Source organism: Arthrobacter glycogeni (genome assembly GCF_054510815.1).
Genome location: NZ_JBTNDV010000003.1, coordinates 255,987 through 274,635, shown reverse-complemented (window position 1 = coordinate 274,635; position 18,649 = coordinate 255,987). Strand labels below are relative to the sequence as shown.

18 protein-coding genes are annotated in these 18,649 nt (G+C 65.4%); 7 read left to right on the top strand and 11 right to left on the bottom strand.

Annotation, left to right across the window (positions count from 1 at the left end):
• Positions 1–27 precede the first annotated feature (27 nt).
• The 4 genes from ACX80G_RS05230 to ACX80G_RS05215 all read right to left on the bottom strand — a co-directional run bounded on the left by ACX80G_RS05230 (position 28) and on the right by ACX80G_RS05215 (position 3,123).
• Positions 28–408, bottom strand: coding sequence for a DUF7793 family protein (locus tag ACX80G_RS05230; protein WP_459306141.1), 381 nt, complete (start codon positions 406–408; stop codon positions 28–30).
• A 55-nt stretch (positions 409–463) separates the two neighbouring features.
• Positions 464–1,048 carry a hypothetical protein gene (locus ACX80G_RS05225; RefSeq protein ID WP_459306139.1) on the bottom strand — a complete coding sequence of 195 codons (585 nt, stop codon included), beginning with the start codon at positions 1,046–1,048 and terminating at the stop codon, positions 464–466.
• A 177-nt stretch (positions 1,049–1,225) separates the two neighbouring features.
• Positions 1,226–1,789 (bottom strand): RBBP9/YdeN family alpha/beta hydrolase, encoded by a 564-nt coding sequence (locus ACX80G_RS05220; protein WP_459306138.1) that lies wholly within the window; start codon positions 1,787–1,789, stop codon positions 1,226–1,228.
• A 5-nt stretch (positions 1,790–1,794) separates the two neighbouring features.
• The gene (locus ACX80G_RS05215; RefSeq protein ID WP_459306136.1) at positions 1,795–3,123 is read right to left on the bottom strand and encodes a uracil-xanthine permease family protein; all 1,329 of its coding nucleotides are present in this window, start codon (positions 3,121–3,123) and stop codon (positions 1,795–1,797) included.
• Positions 3,124–3,199: 76 nt separating this feature from the next.
• On the opposite strand from ACX80G_RS05215, the gene ACX80G_RS05210 reads away from it, so the two are divergent.
• Positions 3,200–4,027, top strand: coding sequence for an SDR family NAD(P)-dependent oxidoreductase (locus ACX80G_RS05210; protein WP_459306134.1), 828 nt, complete (start codon positions 3,200–3,202; stop codon positions 4,025–4,027).
• Complete coding sequence (locus tag ACX80G_RS05205) at positions 4,024–5,409, top strand: aldehyde dehydrogenase family protein (protein ID WP_459306133.1); 1,386 nt, start codon at positions 4,024–4,026, stop codon at positions 5,407–5,409. The genes ACX80G_RS05210 and ACX80G_RS05205 overlap by 4 nt, the downstream gene beginning before the upstream one ends.
• Before the next feature lie 120 nt (positions 5,410–5,529).
• On the opposite strand, the gene pgm is transcribed toward ACX80G_RS05205, so the two are convergent.
• From pgm to ACX80G_RS05175, 6 genes are all read right to left on the bottom strand, one after another.
• Positions 5,530–7,164, bottom strand: a complete 1,635-nt coding sequence (gene pgm / locus ACX80G_RS05200; RefSeq protein WP_459306132.1) for a phosphoglucomutase (alpha-D-glucose-1,6-bisphosphate-dependent) — start codon at positions 7,162–7,164, stop codon at positions 5,530–5,532.
• Between the two features lie 83 nt (positions 7,165–7,247).
• Positions 7,248–7,874: a class I SAM-dependent methyltransferase gene (locus tag ACX80G_RS05195; RefSeq protein WP_459306131.1), complete on the bottom strand. Its 627-nt coding sequence runs from the start codon at positions 7,872–7,874 to the stop codon at positions 7,248–7,250.
• Positions 7,875–7,925: 51 nt separating this feature from the next.
• Positions 7,926–9,449, bottom strand: coding sequence for a long-chain-fatty-acid--CoA ligase (locus ACX80G_RS05190; protein WP_459306130.1), 1,524 nt, complete (start codon positions 9,447–9,449; stop codon positions 7,926–7,928).
• Between the two features lie 154 nt (positions 9,450–9,603).
• Positions 9,604–11,070 carry a peptide MFS transporter gene (locus ACX80G_RS05185; RefSeq protein WP_459306128.1) on the bottom strand — a complete coding sequence of 489 codons (1,467 nt, stop codon included), beginning with the start codon at positions 11,068–11,070 and terminating at the stop codon, positions 9,604–9,606.
• 67 nt (positions 11,071–11,137) lie between these two features.
• On the bottom strand, positions 11,138–12,541 hold the full coding sequence (locus ACX80G_RS05180; protein ID WP_459306126.1) for an amidase: 1,404 nt from the start codon (positions 12,539–12,541) through the stop codon (positions 11,138–11,140).
• On the bottom strand, positions 12,538–13,290 hold the full coding sequence (locus ACX80G_RS05175) for a Type 1 glutamine amidotransferase-like domain-containing protein (RefSeq protein WP_459306124.1): 753 nt from the start codon (positions 13,288–13,290) through the stop codon (positions 12,538–12,540). Before ACX80G_RS05175 ends, ACX80G_RS05180 begins: the two co-directional genes overlap by 4 nt.
• Before the next feature lie 93 nt (positions 13,291–13,383).
• Between ACX80G_RS05175 and ACX80G_RS05170 the strand changes: the two genes are divergently transcribed.
• From ACX80G_RS05170 to ACX80G_RS05155, 4 genes are all read left to right on the top strand, one after another.
• Positions 13,384–13,710: a rhodanese-like domain-containing protein gene (locus ACX80G_RS05170; RefSeq protein ID WP_459306122.1), complete on the top strand. Its 327-nt coding sequence runs from the start codon at positions 13,384–13,386 to the stop codon at positions 13,708–13,710.
• 10 nt (positions 13,711–13,720) lie between these two features.
• Positions 13,721–14,653 (top strand): prephenate dehydratase, encoded by a 933-nt coding sequence (pheA, locus tag ACX80G_RS05165; protein ID WP_459306121.1) that lies wholly within the window; start codon positions 13,721–13,723, stop codon positions 14,651–14,653.
• Between the two features lie 84 nt (positions 14,654–14,737).
• Complete coding sequence (locus ACX80G_RS05160) at positions 14,738–15,712, top strand: DNA topoisomerase IB (protein WP_459306120.1); 975 nt, start codon at positions 14,738–14,740, stop codon at positions 15,710–15,712.
• A gap of 84 nt (positions 15,713–15,796) precedes the next feature.
• On the top strand, positions 15,797–16,162 hold the full coding sequence (locus tag ACX80G_RS05155; RefSeq protein WP_459306119.1) for a hypothetical protein: 366 nt from the start codon (positions 15,797–15,799) through the stop codon (positions 16,160–16,162).
• Here the strand turns inward: ACX80G_RS05155 and ACX80G_RS05150 are convergent.
• Positions 16,159–17,259 (bottom strand): diacylglycerol/lipid kinase family protein, encoded by a 1,101-nt coding sequence (locus ACX80G_RS05150; protein WP_459306118.1) that lies wholly within the window; start codon positions 17,257–17,259, stop codon positions 16,159–16,161. The genes ACX80G_RS05155 and ACX80G_RS05150 overlap by 4 nt on opposite strands.
• A gap of 72 nt (positions 17,260–17,331) precedes the next feature.
• Here ACX80G_RS05150 and serS point away from each other — a divergent pair, with 72 nt between their 5' ends.
• The gene (gene serS, locus ACX80G_RS05145; RefSeq protein WP_459306117.1) at positions 17,332–18,618 is read left to right on the top strand and encodes a serine--tRNA ligase; all 1,287 of its coding nucleotides are present in this window, start codon (positions 17,332–17,334) and stop codon (positions 18,616–18,618) included.
• Positions 18,619–18,649: the final 31 nt, after the last annotated feature.

Sequence of the window (18,649 nt, the reverse complement as noted above, 5' to 3'; positions counted from 1 at the left end):
AGGTGACAGGGTGTGGGTGGCGTCCCATCAGACGAAGGTTTCGAGCCAGTCGATCGCGTCGCGCTCGGATGTGAAGAACTGGGCCGGGTGCGCCGCATTGTCGGCAAACGCCGCGACTACACGGTCGACGGGATCCTCGCCGACCAGGGCAATGGCAGTGATGCCCTCTTCGTCGCAGAATGCGCGCCGGGCCGCGTTGGTGAAAGCTACACCTTTCATGCTCAGCAGGATCCGGCGGGTTCCTGGGTTGAGGAGGGATGCATCAAGGGCGGCTCGGGCATCGTCAACCGTGACCACAGCGGAGGGATGCCACCACGCGTGCAGGATGCCGTCCTCCCGCAAGGTGAGCGGTCGCGATTCGTCGTCGGTCGGACAGCGGCCAGCGACGGGGATAGAAGAATTGTTCATAGGGTCCCCCGAAGTTTAAGCAATTCCATTGAAGATTAAAGTAAGAGTCTGTGAATTACTTCGTCGCAGGTGATCTTTTGGATGTGTTCGCCCCAAACGAATATTCGTTGACCAGCCCGACGATGGCCGCGGCCACCTGGGTCACCTCAAGTCCTTCGGTTGAAATGAGCGCGTCGTCAGAGTCGGCCTCCTGCAGGATCGACTGCAACTCGCCGGCACGGTGTAGATACCAGCCCAAAGCGGGGTCGGAGGCGACATGACGTCGTCGCAGTCTGTCCCGGACTATGGCGAGCAGGGCATCGAGGCGAATCACGAGGAGGGGGCTGCCAAGCGCCAGCTCGTATTGCAGCCGTTGAGCGGACCCTTCAATCACCCCGGCGAGGATCAGGATTTCAGGTCCCGCGGCACGGAAATTGGCTACCATGGCCGCCAGGTTGGCGAGCTCGAGGTCGCGGTTGAACGGGTCACCAGCCGGGGCCGGCCAGGCGTAGCGCAGCCAGTCAAGATCGATGACCGCATGGGGTACTCCGTCGGCGGCCAGGAGGGCTGCGGTTGCCTGGGCTACTGACGTCTTTCCCGCCCCCACAGTCCCGTTGAGGAAGACACACTGCATCGTTCCACCTCGCATCGTCCCGCTCATGGCCCAAGCCTAATCTGGTCGCGACGCTCCCCATCGGCTTGCCGCGGGACTAGCGTGTGACCATGACCGACGACGACGTCCGGAGCCTTTCGCTGTTCCTACCGGAAACCTCTGAGCGTGCATCCTAGGGAACGCCCGGATTCCGGGTCAAGGACAGGCTCTTCGCCCGTCTCCGGGCTAGTCGCGGACAGCCGTAGTAGCCAGTCCAACGAGTTCCGCCTCAACCTCGGGGAAGGTCCGGTAGCCGTCGTCGGACCCGAAATGCCCGCCCCCGGGGACGACGACCAGCCTGCCACCGAGCCTGTCCGCGAGACTGGCGGTGATCGCCGGAGCTACCACTGGGTCGTTGTCCGATCCGATCACCGTGCAGCGGGGGACCACCAGGTCGTCGACAAACTCACTGCCGGCAGTAAAGCCGTCGAGGAGTGGGAGCGAATCGATGGGTTCGGCGAAACCAGCGACGAGGATCAGCCCCCCAAGTGACCAGCCCGGATCCAGCGCCGCCAGGTAGCGAAGCGCCGCAATGCAGCCGAGGCTGTGGGCGACGATCACCGTCCCAGCCGACGGTCGGCCGATGGACGTATGAAGGGCGCCTGTCCAGCCGGCTGTGGTGGGCTCGTTCGGTGTGGGTAAGTCCAGCACGGTCACCTGGTTCTGGACCGATGAGAAGCGGGACTTCAGCCAGGGAAACCAGTGCTGACCCGGAGACGCCTGATACCCGTGGACCACGAAGATGTCCATCCGGCTCAGCCCAGCTTCGACGGGCGGGACCCCTTGTCGGAGGCGTCAACGTCGTCGGGCCCCGTGACATGCTCACTGCCGCGCCAGCGGGCCAGGCCGTTCATCCCGTGGTAAATCACGAGGGTTGCGGCTGTGCCGAGGGCGATGCCCTCGAAGGTGAGGTCCCCGATGGTCCAGGTGAAGTTGGCGATACCGACCACCAGGGCCACCCCGGCCGTCGACAGGTTGATGGGGTTGGAGAAGTTGACCTGATTCTGCACCCAGATCCGGACCCCGAGGATGCCGATCATGCCATACAGCACCACTCCGGCGCCGCCGAGGACACCGGGTGGGACGGTGGCGATCAGTGCTCCGAACTTCGGGAACAGGCTCAGGAGGATGGCAACAATTCCTGCCACCCAGTAGGCCGCCGTCGAATACACACGGGACGCTGCCATGACGCCGATGTTCTCCGCATAGGTGGTGGTTCCGGAGCCGCCGCCCGACCCCGCGAGCATCGTGGCGAGGCCGTCAGCCATCAGGGCGCGGCCGGTCACGGGGTCGAGGTCGCGCCCGGTCATTGCCGCCACCGACTTCACATGACCGATGTTCTCGGCGACGAGGACCAGGACTACCGGGACGAACAATCCCACCACTGAAAGGTGGAACTCGGGGGTCTGGAAGGGGGGAAGGCCAATCCAGGCGGCGTCGCTGATGGCAGTGAAATCGACTTCTCCGCGCAGCATGGCTGCGACGTAGCCGGCGACAACGCCCACGAGGATCGATAGCCGCCCGAGGATTCCCTTGAACAGGACGGTCACCAGGAGGATGACCACCACGGTGATGAGCGCGGTCAGGGGGGCCTGCTCGAAGCTCGATTTTGCTGTGGGGGCCAGGTTAAGGCCGATCAGCGCGACGATGGCACCCGTGACGATCGGCGGCATCACCACCTGGATCCACCGGGACCCTGCCCTGTGGACGATGGCACCGATGATCGCCAGGACCGCACCGGCCATGATGATCCCGCCGAGCGCGCCCGCTGCGCCATGCTGGCTCTGGGCGGCGGCGATCGGCGCGATGAAGGCGAAGCTTGACCCAAGGTAGCTGGGAACCTTCCCGGCGGTGATGATCAGGAACAGGATGGTCCCGATTCCTGAAAACAGGAGGGTGGTGGCCGGCGGGAACCCGGTGATCAGGGGGACCAGGAACGTTGCGCCAAACATCGCGACGACGTGCTGCGCGCCGATCCCGACAGTCCGGGGCCAGCTGAGCCGCTCATCCGGGGCAACAAACTGCCCGGGCAGGACGTTCTTCCCATCGCCGTGGAGTGTCCAAGAGGTACCGAGCCTGCTCATGGCTGTGCCTTCCAAAAGATGTTGGGGTGATCTGTCGGAAATCCTACAGTCCGCCGCGGGATGTTACGTTGCACTCATGTCATTCACTGTCGAAGGCCGAACAGTCCTCATCACCGGTGCCGCCAGCGGGATGGGCCGGTTATACGCCGAACGCGCTGTCAGGGAGCGGGCCGGCGCCGTCGTCCTCTGGGATGTCGACGCCGACGCGCTCCACGCGACCGCCGATTCCCTGGGAGGTGCGGGATCCTCGGTGCACAGCTACGTCGTCGATCTTGCCTCGCTGAGTGCGATCACGACGGCGGCCGCCGCCGTCAGGAACGACGTCGGGATCCCGGCGGTACTGATCAACAACGCCGGCATTGTGCGCGGGAAGTACTTCTGGGAGCACGAGCAGGAGGCGGACATCGCACTGGTCATGCAGATCAACACCCTTGCGCTGATGCACCTGACCCGGGAGTTCCTGCCGGACCTCATCGCGTCGCGCGAGCAGGCACGTATTCTCAACGTTGCGTCGGCGTCCGGCACCCTGTCGGTGCCCCGGATGAGCGTCTACACGGCTTCGAAGTGGGCAGTCATTGGGTGGAGTGACTCGCTGCGCCTTGAACTGCGCGAGGCCGGTCACCGCCACATCAAGGTCACCACGCTGATCCCCAGCTACATCCGGACGGGCATGTTCGAGGGGGCCCGGGGTCCGCTGTTCACGCCTCTGATGGACCCGGCCGACGTCGTCGACAAGGCCTGGCGGGCGCTGCTGGCCGGGCGTCCCCGCCTCCAACTGCCGTGGTCGGTGGCGTTGGGCGGTGCGCTGCGCGGTGTCCTGCCGCAGCCGGTGTGGGACGTGGTCGCCGGGCGCGTGTTCAAGGTGTACAGCTCCATGGAGCACTTCACAGGCCGCGCGAAATGACTCTCCCAGCGGCGGCCGAGGAGGCTACGGCTGTGGCACGGCTGCGCCGGACCTTCGACGCCGGGACCACCCGCCCGCTGACCTGGCGGCGGGCCCAGCTCACGGGGCTGATCCGCATGTTCGCCGAGCGGGAGGTGGACCTTACCGACGCTCTGCACGCCGACCTCGGCAAGAGCCGCCTCGAAGGACTGGTGTCCGAACTCTCACTGGTCAGGGCCGAAGCCGAATACGCCCTGCGGCACCTGACCGAGTGGACCAGTGCCGAACGCGTGCCGGTGCCAGCTGGGCTGCTGCCGGCGACGGCCCGCCGGCAGCCCGAGCCACTGGGCGTGGTGCTGATCATCGGTCCCTGGAACTACCCGGTGCAACTACTGCTGTCCCCTCTGGTCGGTGCGTTCGCGGCAGGGAACTGTGCTGTCCTGAAGCCGAGCGAACTTGCCCCTGCCACGTCGGCGGTCATCGCCAACCTGCTGCCGCTCTATTGTGACGCCGCCGCCGTGGACCTGGTGGAAGGCGGCCCCGAGGTAAGCACCGAACTGCTCACCCAGAAATACGACTCCATCTTCTTCACCGGGGGTGCCCGCGTCGGAAGGATTGTCGCCCATGCCGCGGCCGAGCAGCTCACCCCGGTCACGCTGGAGCTGGGAGGCAAGTCGCCCGCCGTCGTGATGGACGGGAACCTCCGCGCGGTGGCGCGGCGCCTCGTGTTTGGGAAGTTCCTCAACGCTGGCCAGACCTGTGTGGCCCCCGATTACGTGCTCGTCGAGGCGGGGTTGGAAACGCAGTTGCTGCGCCACCTGAAAAAGGCGCTCGCCGACTTTTACGGCAGGGATCCACAACGCAGCGCCGATTACGGTCGAATCATCAACGAGGCGCACTTCGATCGCCTGGTCGGCCTGCTCAGCGGCGGCACTATCTACGCCGGTGGATCGTACGACCGCGATGCCCGGTATCTCGAACCCACGCTGCTGACCGGAGTGTCGCCGGAGTCCCCGGTGATGCAGGAGGAAATCTTCGGGCCCATCCTGCCGATTCTGACGGTAGGCGGAATGGACGAAGCTGTGGACTTCATCAGCTCCCGTCCCAGTCCCCTGGCGGCATACCTGTTCAGCAACACGACGACGGTGCGGCAGGACTTTGAGGCACGCGTGCGCGCCGGAGCGATCGGCCACAATGCCTGCAACCTGCACCTGACGGTGCCCGGACTGCCGTTCGGCGGGGTGGGGGACAGCGGGACCGGCGCCTATCATGGCCGCTATTCCTTCGACGTGTTCAGCCAGTTGCGGGGAGTGCTTTCCAAGGGCACCGGAATCGACACCCTGCGACTGGCCTACCCGCCGCACAACCGCCTGAAGAGGTGGCTCCTGCGTCGGCTCCTCTGAGCTGGCGGCGGGCTTCACGCCCCACCCCTCCAACCCGTTTCACCGACCCGTGAGATTAGGTGGACCGGGCGCCGACCTGAACTCGCCGACGGGCCACACCTCACGGTGCGGCGGTGGGGGTTAGCCGCCGATGACGGCGTCTACCAGGGCCTTAGCCTCTTCCTGGACCTGCTTGAGGTGGTCAGCGCCCTTGAAGGACTCGGCGTAGATCTTGTACACGTCCTCGGTTCCCGACGGGCGGGCAGCGAACCACGCGTTCTCGGTGGTGACCTTCAGCCCACCGATTGACGCTCCGTTGCCCGGGGCCGTGGTCAGCCTTGCAGTGATGGTTTCGCCCGCGAGGGTTGTCGCCGAGACGTCCGACGGCGACAGCTTCCCGAGCGCCGCCTTCTGCTCCCGCGACGCGGGAGCGTCGATCCGCGCGTAGACGGGCGAGCCGAACCGGTCGGTCAGGCTGGCATAGTGCTGGGACGGCGTGCGGCTGGTGACCGCCGTGATCTCGGAGGCCAGCAGAGCCAGCAGAATGCCGTCCTTATCGGTGGTCCAGGGCCCGCCGTCGTGGCGCAGAAATGACGCCCCGGCAGACTCCTCCCCACCGAAGGCGAGCCCGCCGGAGAGCAGACCCGGCACGAACCACTTGAACCCCACGGGCACCTCTTCGAGGGTCCGCCCCAGCTCGGCGGCCACCCGGTCGATAATCGACGACGACACGAGGGTCTTCCCGACGACGGCGTCCGCCCGCCAGTGCGGACGGTTCCGGTAGAGGTAGTCGATGGCCACCGCAAGGTAATGGTTGGGGTTCATGAGGCCCGCATCGGGGGTGACGATCCCGTGCCGGTCGGCGTCGGCGTCGTTCCCGGTGGAGATATCGAACTCCGACGAGCGGGCAATCAGCGAGGCCATCGCCGACGGCGAGGAGCAGTCCATCCTGATCTTCTCGTCCCAGTCGAGAGTCATGAACGCCCACTGGGGGTCGACGGCGGGGTTCACGACGGTCAGGTTCAGGTTGTGGGTTTCGCCGATGGCACCCCAATAGTCGACAGCGGCCCCGCCCATCGGATCGGCGCCGATGTGCAGGCCGGACGCCCGGATGGCATCAAGGTTGAGGGCGGTGGGAAGATCCTCGACGTAGTGCTGCAGGAAATCGTAGGTTCCGATGCCGTCCGCCTGCCGCGCCTGGCTGGCGGGGACGCGCCGCACCTCCCGTAGCCCACCCTCCATCAGGGTGTTGGCCCGGTCGGCGATCCAGTTGGTGGCATCCGAGTCTGCTGGGCCGCCGTGCGGGGGGTTGTATTTGAATCCGCCGTCGCCCGGCGGATTGTGTGAGGGTGTGATGACGATGCCGTCGGCTTGATCGGCGCCGCGGGCGTTATGGGCGAGAATCGCGTGGGAGACGGCAGGGGTGGGGGTATAGGCGCCGCGGGCGTCCACCTTGACTGTGACCTCGTTCGCGGCCAGGACCTCAAGGGCTGTCTGCTGGGCCGGTTCGGAGAGTGCGTGGGTGTCCCGGCCCATGAACAGGGGACCGGTGATGCCCTGGCCCGCCCGGTATTCGACGATCGCCTGGGTGATCGCAGCGATGTGCCCCTCGTTGAACGAGGCTTTCAGGGAGGATCCGCGGTGACCCGACGTGCCAAACGCGACCCGCTGTGCCGGGTCGTTCAGGTCCGGGACGACGTCGAAATACGCGTCCAGAAGCGAAGAAACATTGACGAGATCGCTGGGGAGGGCGACTGTGCCCGCTCGGTTTGCCATTGCTACAGCATGCCAAAGAACCGGGACTATTACAGCCCCGGGTGGCAAATGCGCGGCGCGTTTCGACATCCAGGCCGCCGGGCTCAGGGTTTACGGGCGTGAATCCGTTCAATGGTGCCGGCTTTGAGGCGTTCCACCTCGACGACGACGAATCCGGCAGCCTGCACCAGGGGTAATTGGCGGCGGGTGAAGTGCTCGCCAGCCGTCCGGACTGTGAAGCGCTCCAGCAGCCACTGCAGTGCGTAAATCGGTGGCCAGGTGCTCGCCACGTGATCGAGGAGGAGCAGCCTTCCACCGGGCACCAGCACCCGCCAGGCCTCCCGGACGGCTGCCTCCGGATCAGGAATCCCGCAGAGCGATAATCCACAGATCACCGAATCGAACGAGTTGTCGTCGAACGGCAACTGTTCGGCGTTACCTACCCGCACATCAACGTCGCGGCCCAGGCGGCGTGCCCGGTCAACTGCGACGGCGAGCATGGCCGGGCTGAGGTCAACCCCGGTCACCCGGGCGCCAGGCGGGAGATGGGGGAGGTTCAGCCCGGTACCGATGGCCACCTCAAGGATGCGGCCCTCGGCGCGGTCACCCAACCATTCGCGGCCGCCCCCAAACCAGACCCGGTCCAGAAAGGCGATCTGCCGGTCGTAGTTGTCAGCGTTTTGCTCCCAGGCACGCAACACCCGGGCGGTCTGATCTTCTGGTGCGGCCATCGTCTGCCTCCCTCTACGTTCCCAGCACCTACCGGGTGAACGGTGGCGCAGTTAGACCTGGATCTCGCGTTTGAGGATCTTCCCCGTCGGGCCCTTGGGCAGGGCTTGCACCAGCACCACCCGGCGGGGGTATTTGTATGCGGCAACGCGCTCCTTGGTGAATTCAAGTATTTCGGCGCTCAGCCGCTCACGGGCGTCGTCGTCCGCCGGTTCGAGTTCGGCCTTGATGCCCACGACTGCCACAATCTCCTCACCCTGGAGGTCATCCGGAACGCCGATGACTGCGGCTTCCGCTACAGCGGGGTGTTCGTAGAGCGCCTCTTCCACCTCGCGCGGGTAAACGTTGTATCCCCCACGGAGGATGACATCCTTCTTCCGGTCGACGATGAAGATGGCCCCATCCTCGTCAAACCGTGCCAGGTCTCCGGTGCGGAACCAGCCGTCGGGGATGGCAGCCGCCGTGGCGTCGTCGTTGTTCCAGTACCCCTTCATCACGCAATGGCCTCGAACAGCGAGCTCACCCACCTCGCCGGTGGGCACCTCGACTCCGTCGGTGTCGAGCATCCGCACCTCAACGCCGTCCACCGGTGTCCCAATCGAGCCCGGCTTGCGGATCGTCCCGCGCCGGTTGAAGCTGACAATCGGCGATGTCTCCGACAGGCCGTACCCTTCCAGCAGCTCAGCAGCGAAGACCCGTTCAAACTCGTGCAGCACCTCCACCGGTAGCGCCGACCCACCGGATACGGCCACGCGGAGCGATGACAGGTCGGTCCCCGCGACCGACGCATGCCGCAGCATGGCGATGTACATGGTGGGGACGCCCTCAAAGATGGTCACCCGGTCGCGTGCAATGATCTCCAACGCCTTCCCGGGCTCGAACCGGGGGAGCAGCGTCACGGTGGCGCCGGTGAGCATCGCCGCGTTCAACGCGCAGGTCTGCCCGAAAATGTGGAAGAACGGGAGCCCGCCGAAGAGCACGTCGCCTACCTTAGTGCCCATCAGGTCTCGTGAAATCTCGGTGTTACGCTGCAAATTGGAGTGGGTCAGGGCCGCGCCCTTGGGGCGGCCGGTGGTCCCCGAGGTGTAGAGCAGAACCGCAGTGTCATCAGCATCGACTGTTGCGACCACGGGGTCCGGTTCCACAGCTCCCAACTGCTGCATGAACGTTGCCCCATTAACGGTGATGACCTCCAGCGCGACGCCCTGGTCGTCAGCCGACTGTTCCGCGCCCTTCGTTGCCTCAGCGACAATTCCCTCCCAGGCGAACACCAGCCGGGCGCCGGAGTCGGTGAGGTGGTAGGCCACCTCGCGGGCCTTCAGCAACGGATTGAGGGGAACCACCACAGCACCGAAGCGCAGAACGCCATAATAGATAAATGCCATCTGCGGAATATTCGGCATAATCAGCGCCACCCGGTCCCCGCGCTGCACGCCCTTCTGCACCAGCAGGCGGGATACCCGCTGACTCCACCCGTCCAATGCGGCGAAAGTGAGTTCGACGTCGTCGAGCTTGATGCCCACCGCGTCCGGGTGCACCAGGGCAGTGGACGCGAGGTTGTTGGCGAGATTGGGCACGTGATCTCCTTCGATCATTGCGGGTTACCGGTGAGTAACAGTCTCATTCATGACACGGCGGCGCGCAATACCGGCAGGGGCGCGCGGCAATGCCACAACGACGACGACGCCCGCCCCGGTGTTGGGGCGGGCGCCGTTCGGCCGGGGGAGCGGGTTAGCGAACCCCGGACATCAGCTTCTTGATCGCTGGAGTTGCTGCTACCAGCAGGATACCCAACACGATCGCGGTGATCCCGCTGAAGGAGAAGTAGGGCACCTCATTGTCCTGGTCGTAGTAGCCGGCCAGGATGCCCGAAACCGTAGTACCCAGGGAGATGGACAGGAAGTTTAGGGCCACCATCTGGGTCCTGAACGTTTCGGGCGCCAGCTTGGTGGCCACCGAGAGGCCAATTGGCGAGAGGAACAGTTCGGCGAAGGTGAAGAACAGCAGGATCATGGCCAACACCAGCAGCGGTGTGCTGTTCGCGCCGCCGCCCGAGAACGGAATGAACATCAGGAAGGCGACACCCATAAAGATCAGGCCCAGCGCGAATTTGAGCGGCGACGACGGCTGCCGTGACCCCAGCTTGGTCCATAGCGCGGCGAAGACCGCGGCGAACAGGATGATGAACGCCGGATTGATCGACTGCACCCAGGCGGCGGGCATGGTCCAGCCCAGGATCTCCCGGTCCAGGCTCTGCTCCGAGTACAGGAGCACCACGGTGAACTGCTGCTGGAACAGCGCCCAGAACGCAGCACTGGCGAGGAAGAGCGGCATGAAGGAATACACCCGGCGGCGCTCCAAGGCACTGACTTTGCGGCTCCGCAGGATCACCGTGAAGTAGGCCACCGTGGCAATGATTGCCGCATAGGCCATCAGGTCCGCCAGATTGTCGGGGGTGACTGCACCGGTCAGGATGGCCACCGCAACGAGGGCCAGGAACGCGACGGCGATCAACATCCACTTCCGGTAATCGGCGGACGGCAGCGGGTTCTCCACCGCATGCGATTCCGCGGGAAGGTTCTTCCGGGTCAGGGTGTACTGCACCAACCCGATGGCCATGCCCACCGCCGCGGCGCCGAAGCCCACATGGAATCCCCAGCTTTGTTGCAGCCAGCCGGTAATCAGCGGTCCGACCAGGGCGCCAAGGTTGATGCCCATGTAGAAGATCGAGAAGCCGGCGTCGCGCCGCTCATCCCCTTGCCGGTACAGGGTGCCGACCAGGGAGGTCGCGTTGGCCTTGAGGCCGCCGGAGCCGATGCCAACGAGGATCAGGCCCACCGTCAGGCCCGCCCCGCCTGGCAGCACAGCCAGGGCGATGTGGCCGACCATGATCATGATCGCCGAGGAGAAGAGGACCTTCTCGGACCCGAGCACCCGGTCGGCCAGCCAGGCGCCGAGGATCGTCGACAGGTAGACACCGCCGCCATACGCGCCGACCAGACCAGCGGCAACCCCCTGGTTGATCGCCAGCCCACCCTCGGTGACGCTGTAGGTCATGTACAGCAGGAGGATGGCCTGCATCCCGTAGAAAGAGAAGCGCTCCCACAGCTCGATACTGAACAAATTGGCCAACATTCGGGGGTGGCCCATGAATGTTTTTTCCGCCGGACGGGCGGACGTCTCAGATGATGTGGTCATTTATCCCATGGTGCCACGCGCATTTTGGCTACTGAAGTGGACCCGGCGGATTTCGCCGTCGTCCCGGCTAAACGCCCTGCGCTTCAAGCTGCGCCGAAACCGCCAGTAGTTGCGCCTCGGCGCTGGGGCGCCCGATCAGCTGGACTCCCATGGACAGGCCGCTATTGGTGGCGAGGGTTGGCAGGGTGATCGCCGGCAGTCCGCACACATTCACCATCGACGTGTAGGGGGAATACTGGCACTGTCTCATGTAATCGACATCACCGTCCTCCGAGTCGTACCACCCGATCGGGCGGGGAGTCTGGCCCAGCGCCGGTGTCAGAATGAGGTCGAACCTCGAGTAATCGGCAATGGTCTGCTGCTCAAATTGCCGGAGGATGTCGACGGCGGCGACCAGCTCGGCCGCGCTGCGCGCCATGGCACGGCGCCGCATATCACGGGCGAGCGGGGAGAGCAGTGCTTCGCGATCCGGCGGGATGGGAGCCGCTGCCAGGGAGGCGGTCCAGACCAGCTGGAAGGCCTGATGGTAGCGGGGGTCGTAGCTGATGTCGGCGTCGACCACGTCGTGCCCCGCGGCCCCGAGAGCCGTGATGCCCTGCTGGTAAGCTGCCACGGCCTCAGGGTCCAGGACAATGTCGTAGGCACTGGCGAAGGGCGAGACAGTGCTGGCGCCGATCCGGAACGTGCCGTCCGCCCGGAGGGCAGCGCCGAGAAATGACGTCGATCCTGGCACCGCACTGGTGGCCCGGTGGTTGGGCTCGGCCACCATCGCGTCGAGCAGAAGTGCGGCGTCGGCGGTCGTCCGGGCCAGGGGTCCCGCCACCACGAACTGGCCGAGGTCCGCCTGGCCGGACAGGGAAGGAATTCGCCCCCGGTTCGGTTTCAGCCCGATCAGGCCGGTCGCCGAGGCGGGAATGCGGACCGATCCGCCGCCGTCGCTGCCCGGCGCAAACGGGATCAGGCGGGCCGCGACCGCTGCCGCGCTGCCGCCGGAGGATCCGCCGGGGCTGAGGGACAGGTCGAGCGGGTTCCTGGCCGGGGGCGCAATAGTGTTTTCGCTGTGGCAGCTCAGACCGAATTCGGGCACCTGGGTCTTGCCGAGGCTGATGCCGCCGGCAGCTCGGAGAATCGCCACCAGCGGCGAATCAGTGGCAGCGAGTACCTGGTCCATCGCCGCCGTGCCGTAGGTGGTCACGACGCCGGCGACGTCGGTCAGGTCCTTGTGCGCCAGCGGCATGCCGTGGAGCACTGGCAGGTGACCGCCCGACCGGGCGGAAGACGCCTGCCGGCTGTCCGCTGCGGCCGCCTCGTGCATCGCCTGATCCGCGGTCACCGTGATGAAGGACCCCAGTCGCGGATTGAGTTCGTCAATCCGGCTGAGATAGTGGGACGTTAATTCGCGCGAGCCCAGTTCGCCCCGCGCGATAGCGTCGCGCTGGGCCAGCGCGGTCAGGTTGTGAAGTTCGGTCACCGGATTTCCCCCAGCAGCCGGGGTTCCAGTGTTTCCTCAACTGCCACCGCATCGACACTGTCGCCCGCGCCGGCCCGAACAAGGTAGGCGCTCTTGCCAGGGGTTTCGCTGACCGCCTCCACCAGGGTGGTGCCGTGGTAGACCAGTCCCACGCCGTCGTCGGTGCAATGGGTTTCTCCGAGGGTGCCGTCGGCGACCATCCGGTGGATGAGCGGACGCCTGCGTTCCTCCGAGTCGTAATGCACGCCGTTTCCGTAGGGGAGAAAGCCCAGGCCATTGGTGACCGGTAGCAGCTCGGGGCCGAAGGAATCGGTTGCGCCGCCGCGGAACCAGCAGATAGAACCGGCTGAAACCCCGCCGAGGACCACGCCGGCCTGCCAGGCCCGGTGAAAGAGCTGGTCGAGGGCGTGCACGCGCCAGACGGCCAGCAGGTTCGCAACCGACCCGCCACCGACCCACACCACGTCCTGGGAGAGCAGGTGATCCTCCATCGGATCGATATTGGGCATGGTGAACAGGTTCAGGCACGCTGCGTCGAAGCCCGCAATCCGGGCAGCCTCGGTAAACCGCTGATTCCACTCCCGTGAGTCGCCGCCTGCGGTGCCCACATAGGTGACCCGCGGGGCTCGCCCTGTGACGCCCGACAGTTCGACGGCGTGATGCATGAGCAGATTGAATTCGAGGTCCACCCGGAGGCCCTTGCGGTACCCGCCTGACGTCGCAAGGATGGTGGGGCGATCAGCGGTCATTGGTACCTCCCGGTTTGGGCGCAGCATGGTGGGTGAGGTTCGCCTCCCACTATAGGCTTGGGCGGAATACGACCCATGGGAAGGGGATGAGTGATGAGCGAAGTTGAGAACGTCTCGATTGATTCAATTGTCGAGGACACCACTGTGGTGGACGTCAGGGAGGACTACGAATGGGCCGCCGGTCACATCGACGGCGCACTGCATGTTCCGATGGAGCAGATTCCCGCACGGCTGGACGAGTTTGACCCTGACGCTGACCTGCACGTGATCTGCCGGACCGGGGGCCGTTCCCAGCGCGTTGCCCAGTGGCTGGTAGCCAACGGGTACTCGGCAGTCAACGTGACCGGTGGAATGGGCGCATGGCTTGAAGCTGATCGTCCGATGGTCTCCGACACCGACCAGCCACCCGCGGTCCTGTGAGCTGGACAGCATGACCTCTCCAGCGTCCTACACCTTCCTCGGCCCCGAGGGGACTTTTACCGAGGCAGCCTTGCTGCAGGTGCCCGGAGCCGATGTCGCCCGCCGGGTTCCCGCCCCGACCGTCAACGCCGCGCTGGATTTGGTGCGGGATGGCTCTGTTGACGCCGCCATGGTCCCGATCGAAAACTCGGTGGAAGGCGGGGTGAGCGCCACCCTTGACGCCATCGCCCACGGGGATCCACTCCGGATCATCCGCGAGGTGCTGGTTCCCATCACGTTTGTCCTGGTTGCCAAACCAGGATCGCCCCTGACCGAGGTGCGCACCATTTCCACCCACGGTCATGCCTGGGCACAATGTCAGGCGTGGACCGCCAAACATATTCCCGACGTAGAATATCTGCCAGGATCCTCGACCGCCGCGGCCGCGGTTGGCCTCCTCGACGCCGGCTGCCCCTACGACGCAGCAATCTGCTCGCCGTTCGTGGCCGAACGGTTGGGCCTGGAGGTGCTGGGACGCGATATCGGTGATGTGTCCGACGCCGTGACCCGGTTCATCCTGGTCAGCCGGCCCAACGTGCTCCCCGAACCCACGGGTGCCGACAAGACGACGCTGGTCATTCCCCTGCCGGAAGATCATCCAGGGGCGCTGATGGAAATACTCGACCAGTTCGCCGCACGCGGAGTGAACCTGAGCAGAATCGAATCCAGGCCCACCGGCCAGTTCCTCGGCGACTACTTCTTCAGCATCGACGCCGAGGGGCACATCGCCGATGCCCGGGTGGCCGACGCACTGAAGGGATTGCACCGGATCAGCCCTCACCTGCGGTTCCTGGGCTCCTACGCCAGGGCCGACCGGCGTGAACACTCGGTCGCCAGGCACACCTCCGACGAGGCGTTCCGGGCGGCGAGGATCTGGGTGGATTCGCTCCTCAAGGACGACTAGGCGTAAGGGACGCCCGTGATCCGTCCATACCGGATCGGCAGCTACGCAGTAGTCTGATCTTCTCAATCCTGAAAGGTCGCACCCATGCCCCGACTTCGGCGCAGCAACTGTGAAAAGCCGGGCATTACCCGTCGCCGGCATGGAAAGGGCTTTGGCTACCGGACACCCGACGGAACACCGCTTCGCGATGCCATCGAGCTGCGGCGGATCAAGGAGCTGACGATCCCGCCGGCCTGGCAGGACGTCTGGATTGCCCCGTATCCCAACGGCCACATCCAGGCGCTCGGCACCGACGCAGCGGGGCGGCGCCAGTACGTCTATCACACGGCGTGGCGCCAGAAGAAGGACCGCGAGAAGTTCGACCGCGCCCTGGAATTCGGGGAAAAGCTGCCTGCAGCCCGGCGAGTCATCACCTCCCATCTACGCAGCGAGGGCATCCCCCGGGAGCGCGCGTTCGCCGCTGCGCTGCGGATTGTCGATTCGGGGTCGCTGAGAATCGGTTCCGAACAGTACGCCGAAGCCAACGGATCCTTTGGGGTCACCACCCTCCAGGTCGAGCACGTCAGTATCAAAGGGTCGGTGATCACCTTTGAGTTCCCCGGGAAGAGTGGCCAACAGTGGGAGTCAACCGTTGAGGACGCTGACCTTTCGGCGGCGATGCGGCCCATGCTTAAGCGCGAACCGGCCGACACGGCGCTCGCCTACCGGACCGCCGACGGCGAATGGCACCGCGTTGACGCATCGCAACTGAACGAATTCCTCCGCCAAGTCACTGGGGAGGGCTTCACCGCAAAAGACTTCCGCACCTGGCAGGCGACGGTCGTCGCGGCCATGGACCTCGCACGCAGTGACCTGCTGGCCACCAGCCGCACCGCCCGCCAGAAAGCTGTCGCGGCAACCATGCGCGCGGTCGCCGAGCGACTCGGGAACACCCCGGCCGTAGCGAAGCGCTCGTACGTGGACCCACGACTGGTCGACCGGTTTATGGTCGGCGAAGTCATTGAGATCGCCAGCTATTCAGCCTCCGAGAAAGCTGTTCGCGGGCTGCTTAAAGCGTGAGGATCCTTCCCACCGGAACCTTTTCCTCAGTAGGCTTCACTCAAGGCGCCAGCGTAGGCGCACACGTTCAACGAAAGGCGCACCATGAGCGAGCAGGCTAACGAAGGACGAGACAGCACCTCGAACGAAGGCGGCGGAGCCACCTCCGACGAGAACTACCGCGGAGACGCCGGAGACCAGGCCAACGACCTGCGGTTCTCGGAGGAGCAGCAGCTCATCAACAGCCAGGCGAAGGGCGAGTTTCCTGATTCGGACACCGAGAACCTCGAGCCCGTCCCCGGCGGCGGATACACCGGTGCGCAGAAGAAGAGCGCCACCGACGGCGGATTTACCGGCGAGCAGAACCCCGAGAACGAGGGCGAGTACACCGACGTCGAGGAAGACCCATCTGATGGCACCGGCCCACAGGGTGGGTACACGGATGCCGACACAGAAGGTGGTTCCCGCTAGCCGCGAGTCCTTCGCACCACTGGTCGGGTGCGCTGCGAAGCGGGTGCCGGGAGGGACCTGACGATCAGCGCACCCGGATCGATGCTAACGGTGACTGACGTGACAACGCCCGAGAGGTCGCCGTCGAGCTGGGTCTGTGTAGGTTCAGACACCGTCACTGTGACGCTCCGTGCCTGATAGTAGTTGATGACCGGGATAACGCTCCGCGGCCGGAGGACAATTTTGGCACCCATCCAGATCCAGCCGAGGATACTCCGCGGGCTCATCACCACCACATCCAGGTAGCCATCATCGAGCGTCGAATCGGGGATCAGCTCGATCCCGCCGGGAAGGCGCCCGCAGTTGGCGAACAGGACGCTGTGGACGGTCCTGACCTGCGACGGCTGACCATCGAGGCTGATTCCCATTCGCTGCCGCTTGCCTGGCAGGCTGCGGAAGCCGGCTTCGCTATAGGCCAGCCACCCCAACTTCTCTTTCAGGACGTCCCGCGTCGCCGCTACCACGACGGCGTCCAGGCCAACTCCGCCCATCACCAGGAAAACGTGCTCGGTGCCTGAACCAGTCCGGTCGTCGAGCAGCTTGACGCGTCCCATATCGATCCGACGCCCACCGCCATGAAGCGCGTGGCGCACACTCGTTGCCAGATCCGACACCGGAACGCCAAGATTCCGTGCCAGCAGGTTTCCCGTCCCCAACGGAATGAGGCCCAGCATGGCGCTCTGGTGCGCCATAGCCCGGGCCACGGCACGCACCGTCCCGTCCCCACCGGCAGCGATGACGACGTCGGACCCTTCCCGGAGGGCCTGGCTGGCCTGACCAAAGCCCGGGTCGGAGACGCTGGTCTCGAAGACCAGCGGCGGGTCCCAGCCAGCCTCCACGCAGGCCAGTTCAACCAGGTCCCGGGCGAGTCCAGCATGGGGCTTCCCCGGGTGCACGACCAGGGCCACCCGCTGCCGGTCAGTTGGTGCCGGAAGGGGAGGTGCCGCGTCGGGTGCGGGGGGTTTGCGGAAATGTAGACGGCGGACTCCTCGCCAGCTCGCAACGGAACCGGCCGCGACCAGGGCCAAGGCAATCAGGAAGATCAGGCGAAGTTGCATGATGCCCCTCAGGCTATCGCCCCGTGGAGAGGTCGGGGCATCATCGCGCCGTGCCATTGATAGTGTTGGCTCGTGATCGATGTTAACGAACTCCGCGACAATCCTGAGAAATTCCGCACATCACAGCGCGCCCGCCGTGCTGATGTCGACCTGATCGATGCGATTATCTCGGCTGACTCCCGCCGCCGGGAGGTGGTCACCAGCGCCGAATCCTTGAGGGCAGACCAGAACGCCTTCGGCAAGCGCGTCGCCCAGGCCAAGGGCCAGGAGAAGCAGGCATTGCTCGCGGAGGTCAAGGAACTTGCCGCCTCGGTGAAAGCCGCGGCAGCCGACGCCGAGGCCGCCCGACAGGAGCAGGACGCACTCCTTCGCAGCCTCCCCAACGCCATCCAGGAGGGCGTGCCAGCCGGCGGCGAGGACGACTTCGAGGTCGTCAAAACGGTCGGCATCCCACGGGACTTCAGCGGCGAAGGCTTTGCACCCCGGGATCACCTGGAAATCGGTGAGCTCATCGGCGCCATCGACATGGAACGTGGGGCGAAGGTCTCGGGCTCACGCTTCTACTTCCTCAAGGGCGTCGGGGCGCGCCTGGAGCTTGCGCTCTTGAACATGGCCATGGACCAGGCGGTTCAGGCCGGGTTCACCCCGATGATCACCCCCACCCTGGTCCGCCCGGAAATCATGCAGGGCACCGGGTTCGATGTGGCTCATGACGCCGAAATTTACCGGCTTGCCGAAGATGACCTGTACCTGGTGGGCACCTCGGAGGTGGCCATGGCCGGCTATCACTCCGACGAGATCCTCGACCTGTCAGCCGGGCCCGTCCGGTACGCCGGCTGGTCCTCCTGCTACCGCCGTGAAGCTGGCTCCCATGGCAAGGACACCCGCGGAATCATCAGGGTGCACCAGTTCAATAAGGTAGAAATGTTCGCCTACACCACCGAAGCGGAGTCCTACGCCGAGCACGCCAGAATGCTGGCGTGGGAAGAGGAGATGCTAGCCAAAGTGGAGCTGCCCTACCGGGTGATCGATACTGCCGCGGGGGACCTGGGCATGTCAGCCGCCCGCAAGTTTGACTGCGAGGCGTGGGTTCCCACCCAGGAGGCGTACCGGGAGCTGACCTCGACCTCCAACTGCACCACCTTCCAGGCCCGCCGTCTGAACATTCGTGAGCGGCAGCCGGAAGGTCAGAAGGGAACCCGCGCGGTTGCAACACTCAACGGGACGCTGGCAACCACCCGCTGGATTGTCGCGATCCTTGAGCACCACCAGAATGCCGACGGTTCGGTGACCGTACCGCGGGCGCTTAGGCCGTACCTGGGCGGGCTCGACGTGCTGCCGGTACTCGGCGCCTCCTGACGCTCCCTACCCCGCCGCTCGGCGAATCTGG

Bases quoted from the DNA above. Each gene is read 5' to 3' on its own strand.
- ACX80G_RS05230 (WP_459306141.1), bottom strand. From the start codon at position 408: ATGAACAATTCTTCTATCCCCGTCGCTGGCCGCTGTCCGACCGACGAC.
- ACX80G_RS05225 (WP_459306139.1), bottom strand. From the start codon at position 1,048: ATGAGCGGGACGATGCGAGGTGGAACGATGCAGTGTGTCTTCCTCAAC.
- ACX80G_RS05220 (WP_459306138.1), bottom strand. From the start codon at position 1,789: ATGGACATCTTCGTGGTCCACGGGTATCAGGCGTCTCCGGGTCAGCAC.
- ACX80G_RS05215 (WP_459306136.1), bottom strand. From the start codon at position 3,123: ATGAGCAGGCTCGGTACCTCTTGGACACTCCACGGCGATGGGAAGAAC.
- ACX80G_RS05210 (WP_459306134.1), top strand. From the start codon at position 3,200: ATGTCATTCACTGTCGAAGGCCGAACAGTCCTCATCACCGGTGCCGCC.
- ACX80G_RS05205 (WP_459306133.1), top strand. From the start codon at position 4,024: ATGACTCTCCCAGCGGCGGCCGAGGAGGCTACGGCTGTGGCACGGCTG.
- pgm (WP_459306132.1), bottom strand. From the start codon at position 7,164: ATGGCAAACCGAGCGGGCACAGTCGCCCTCCCCAGCGATCTCGTCAAT.
- ACX80G_RS05195 (WP_459306131.1), bottom strand. From the start codon at position 7,874: ATGGCCGCACCAGAAGATCAGACCGCCCGGGTGTTGCGTGCCTGGGAG.
- ACX80G_RS05185 (WP_459306128.1), bottom strand. From the start codon at position 11,070: ATGACCACATCATCTGAGACGTCCGCCCGTCCGGCGGAAAAAACATTC.
- ACX80G_RS05175 (WP_459306124.1), bottom strand. From the start codon at position 13,290: ATGACCGCTGATCGCCCCACCATCCTTGCGACGTCAGGCGGGTACCGC.
- ACX80G_RS05170 (WP_459306122.1), top strand. From the start codon at position 13,384: ATGAGCGAAGTTGAGAACGTCTCGATTGATTCAATTGTCGAGGACACC.
- pheA (WP_459306121.1), top strand. From the start codon at position 13,721: ATGACCTCTCCAGCGTCCTACACCTTCCTCGGCCCCGAGGGGACTTTT.
- ACX80G_RS05160 (WP_459306120.1), top strand. From the start codon at position 14,738: ATGCCCCGACTTCGGCGCAGCAACTGTGAAAAGCCGGGCATTACCCGT.
- ACX80G_RS05155 (WP_459306119.1), top strand. From the start codon at position 15,797: ATGAGCGAGCAGGCTAACGAAGGACGAGACAGCACCTCGAACGAAGGC.
- ACX80G_RS05150 (WP_459306118.1), bottom strand. From the start codon at position 17,259: ATGCAACTTCGCCTGATCTTCCTGATTGCCTTGGCCCTGGTCGCGGCC.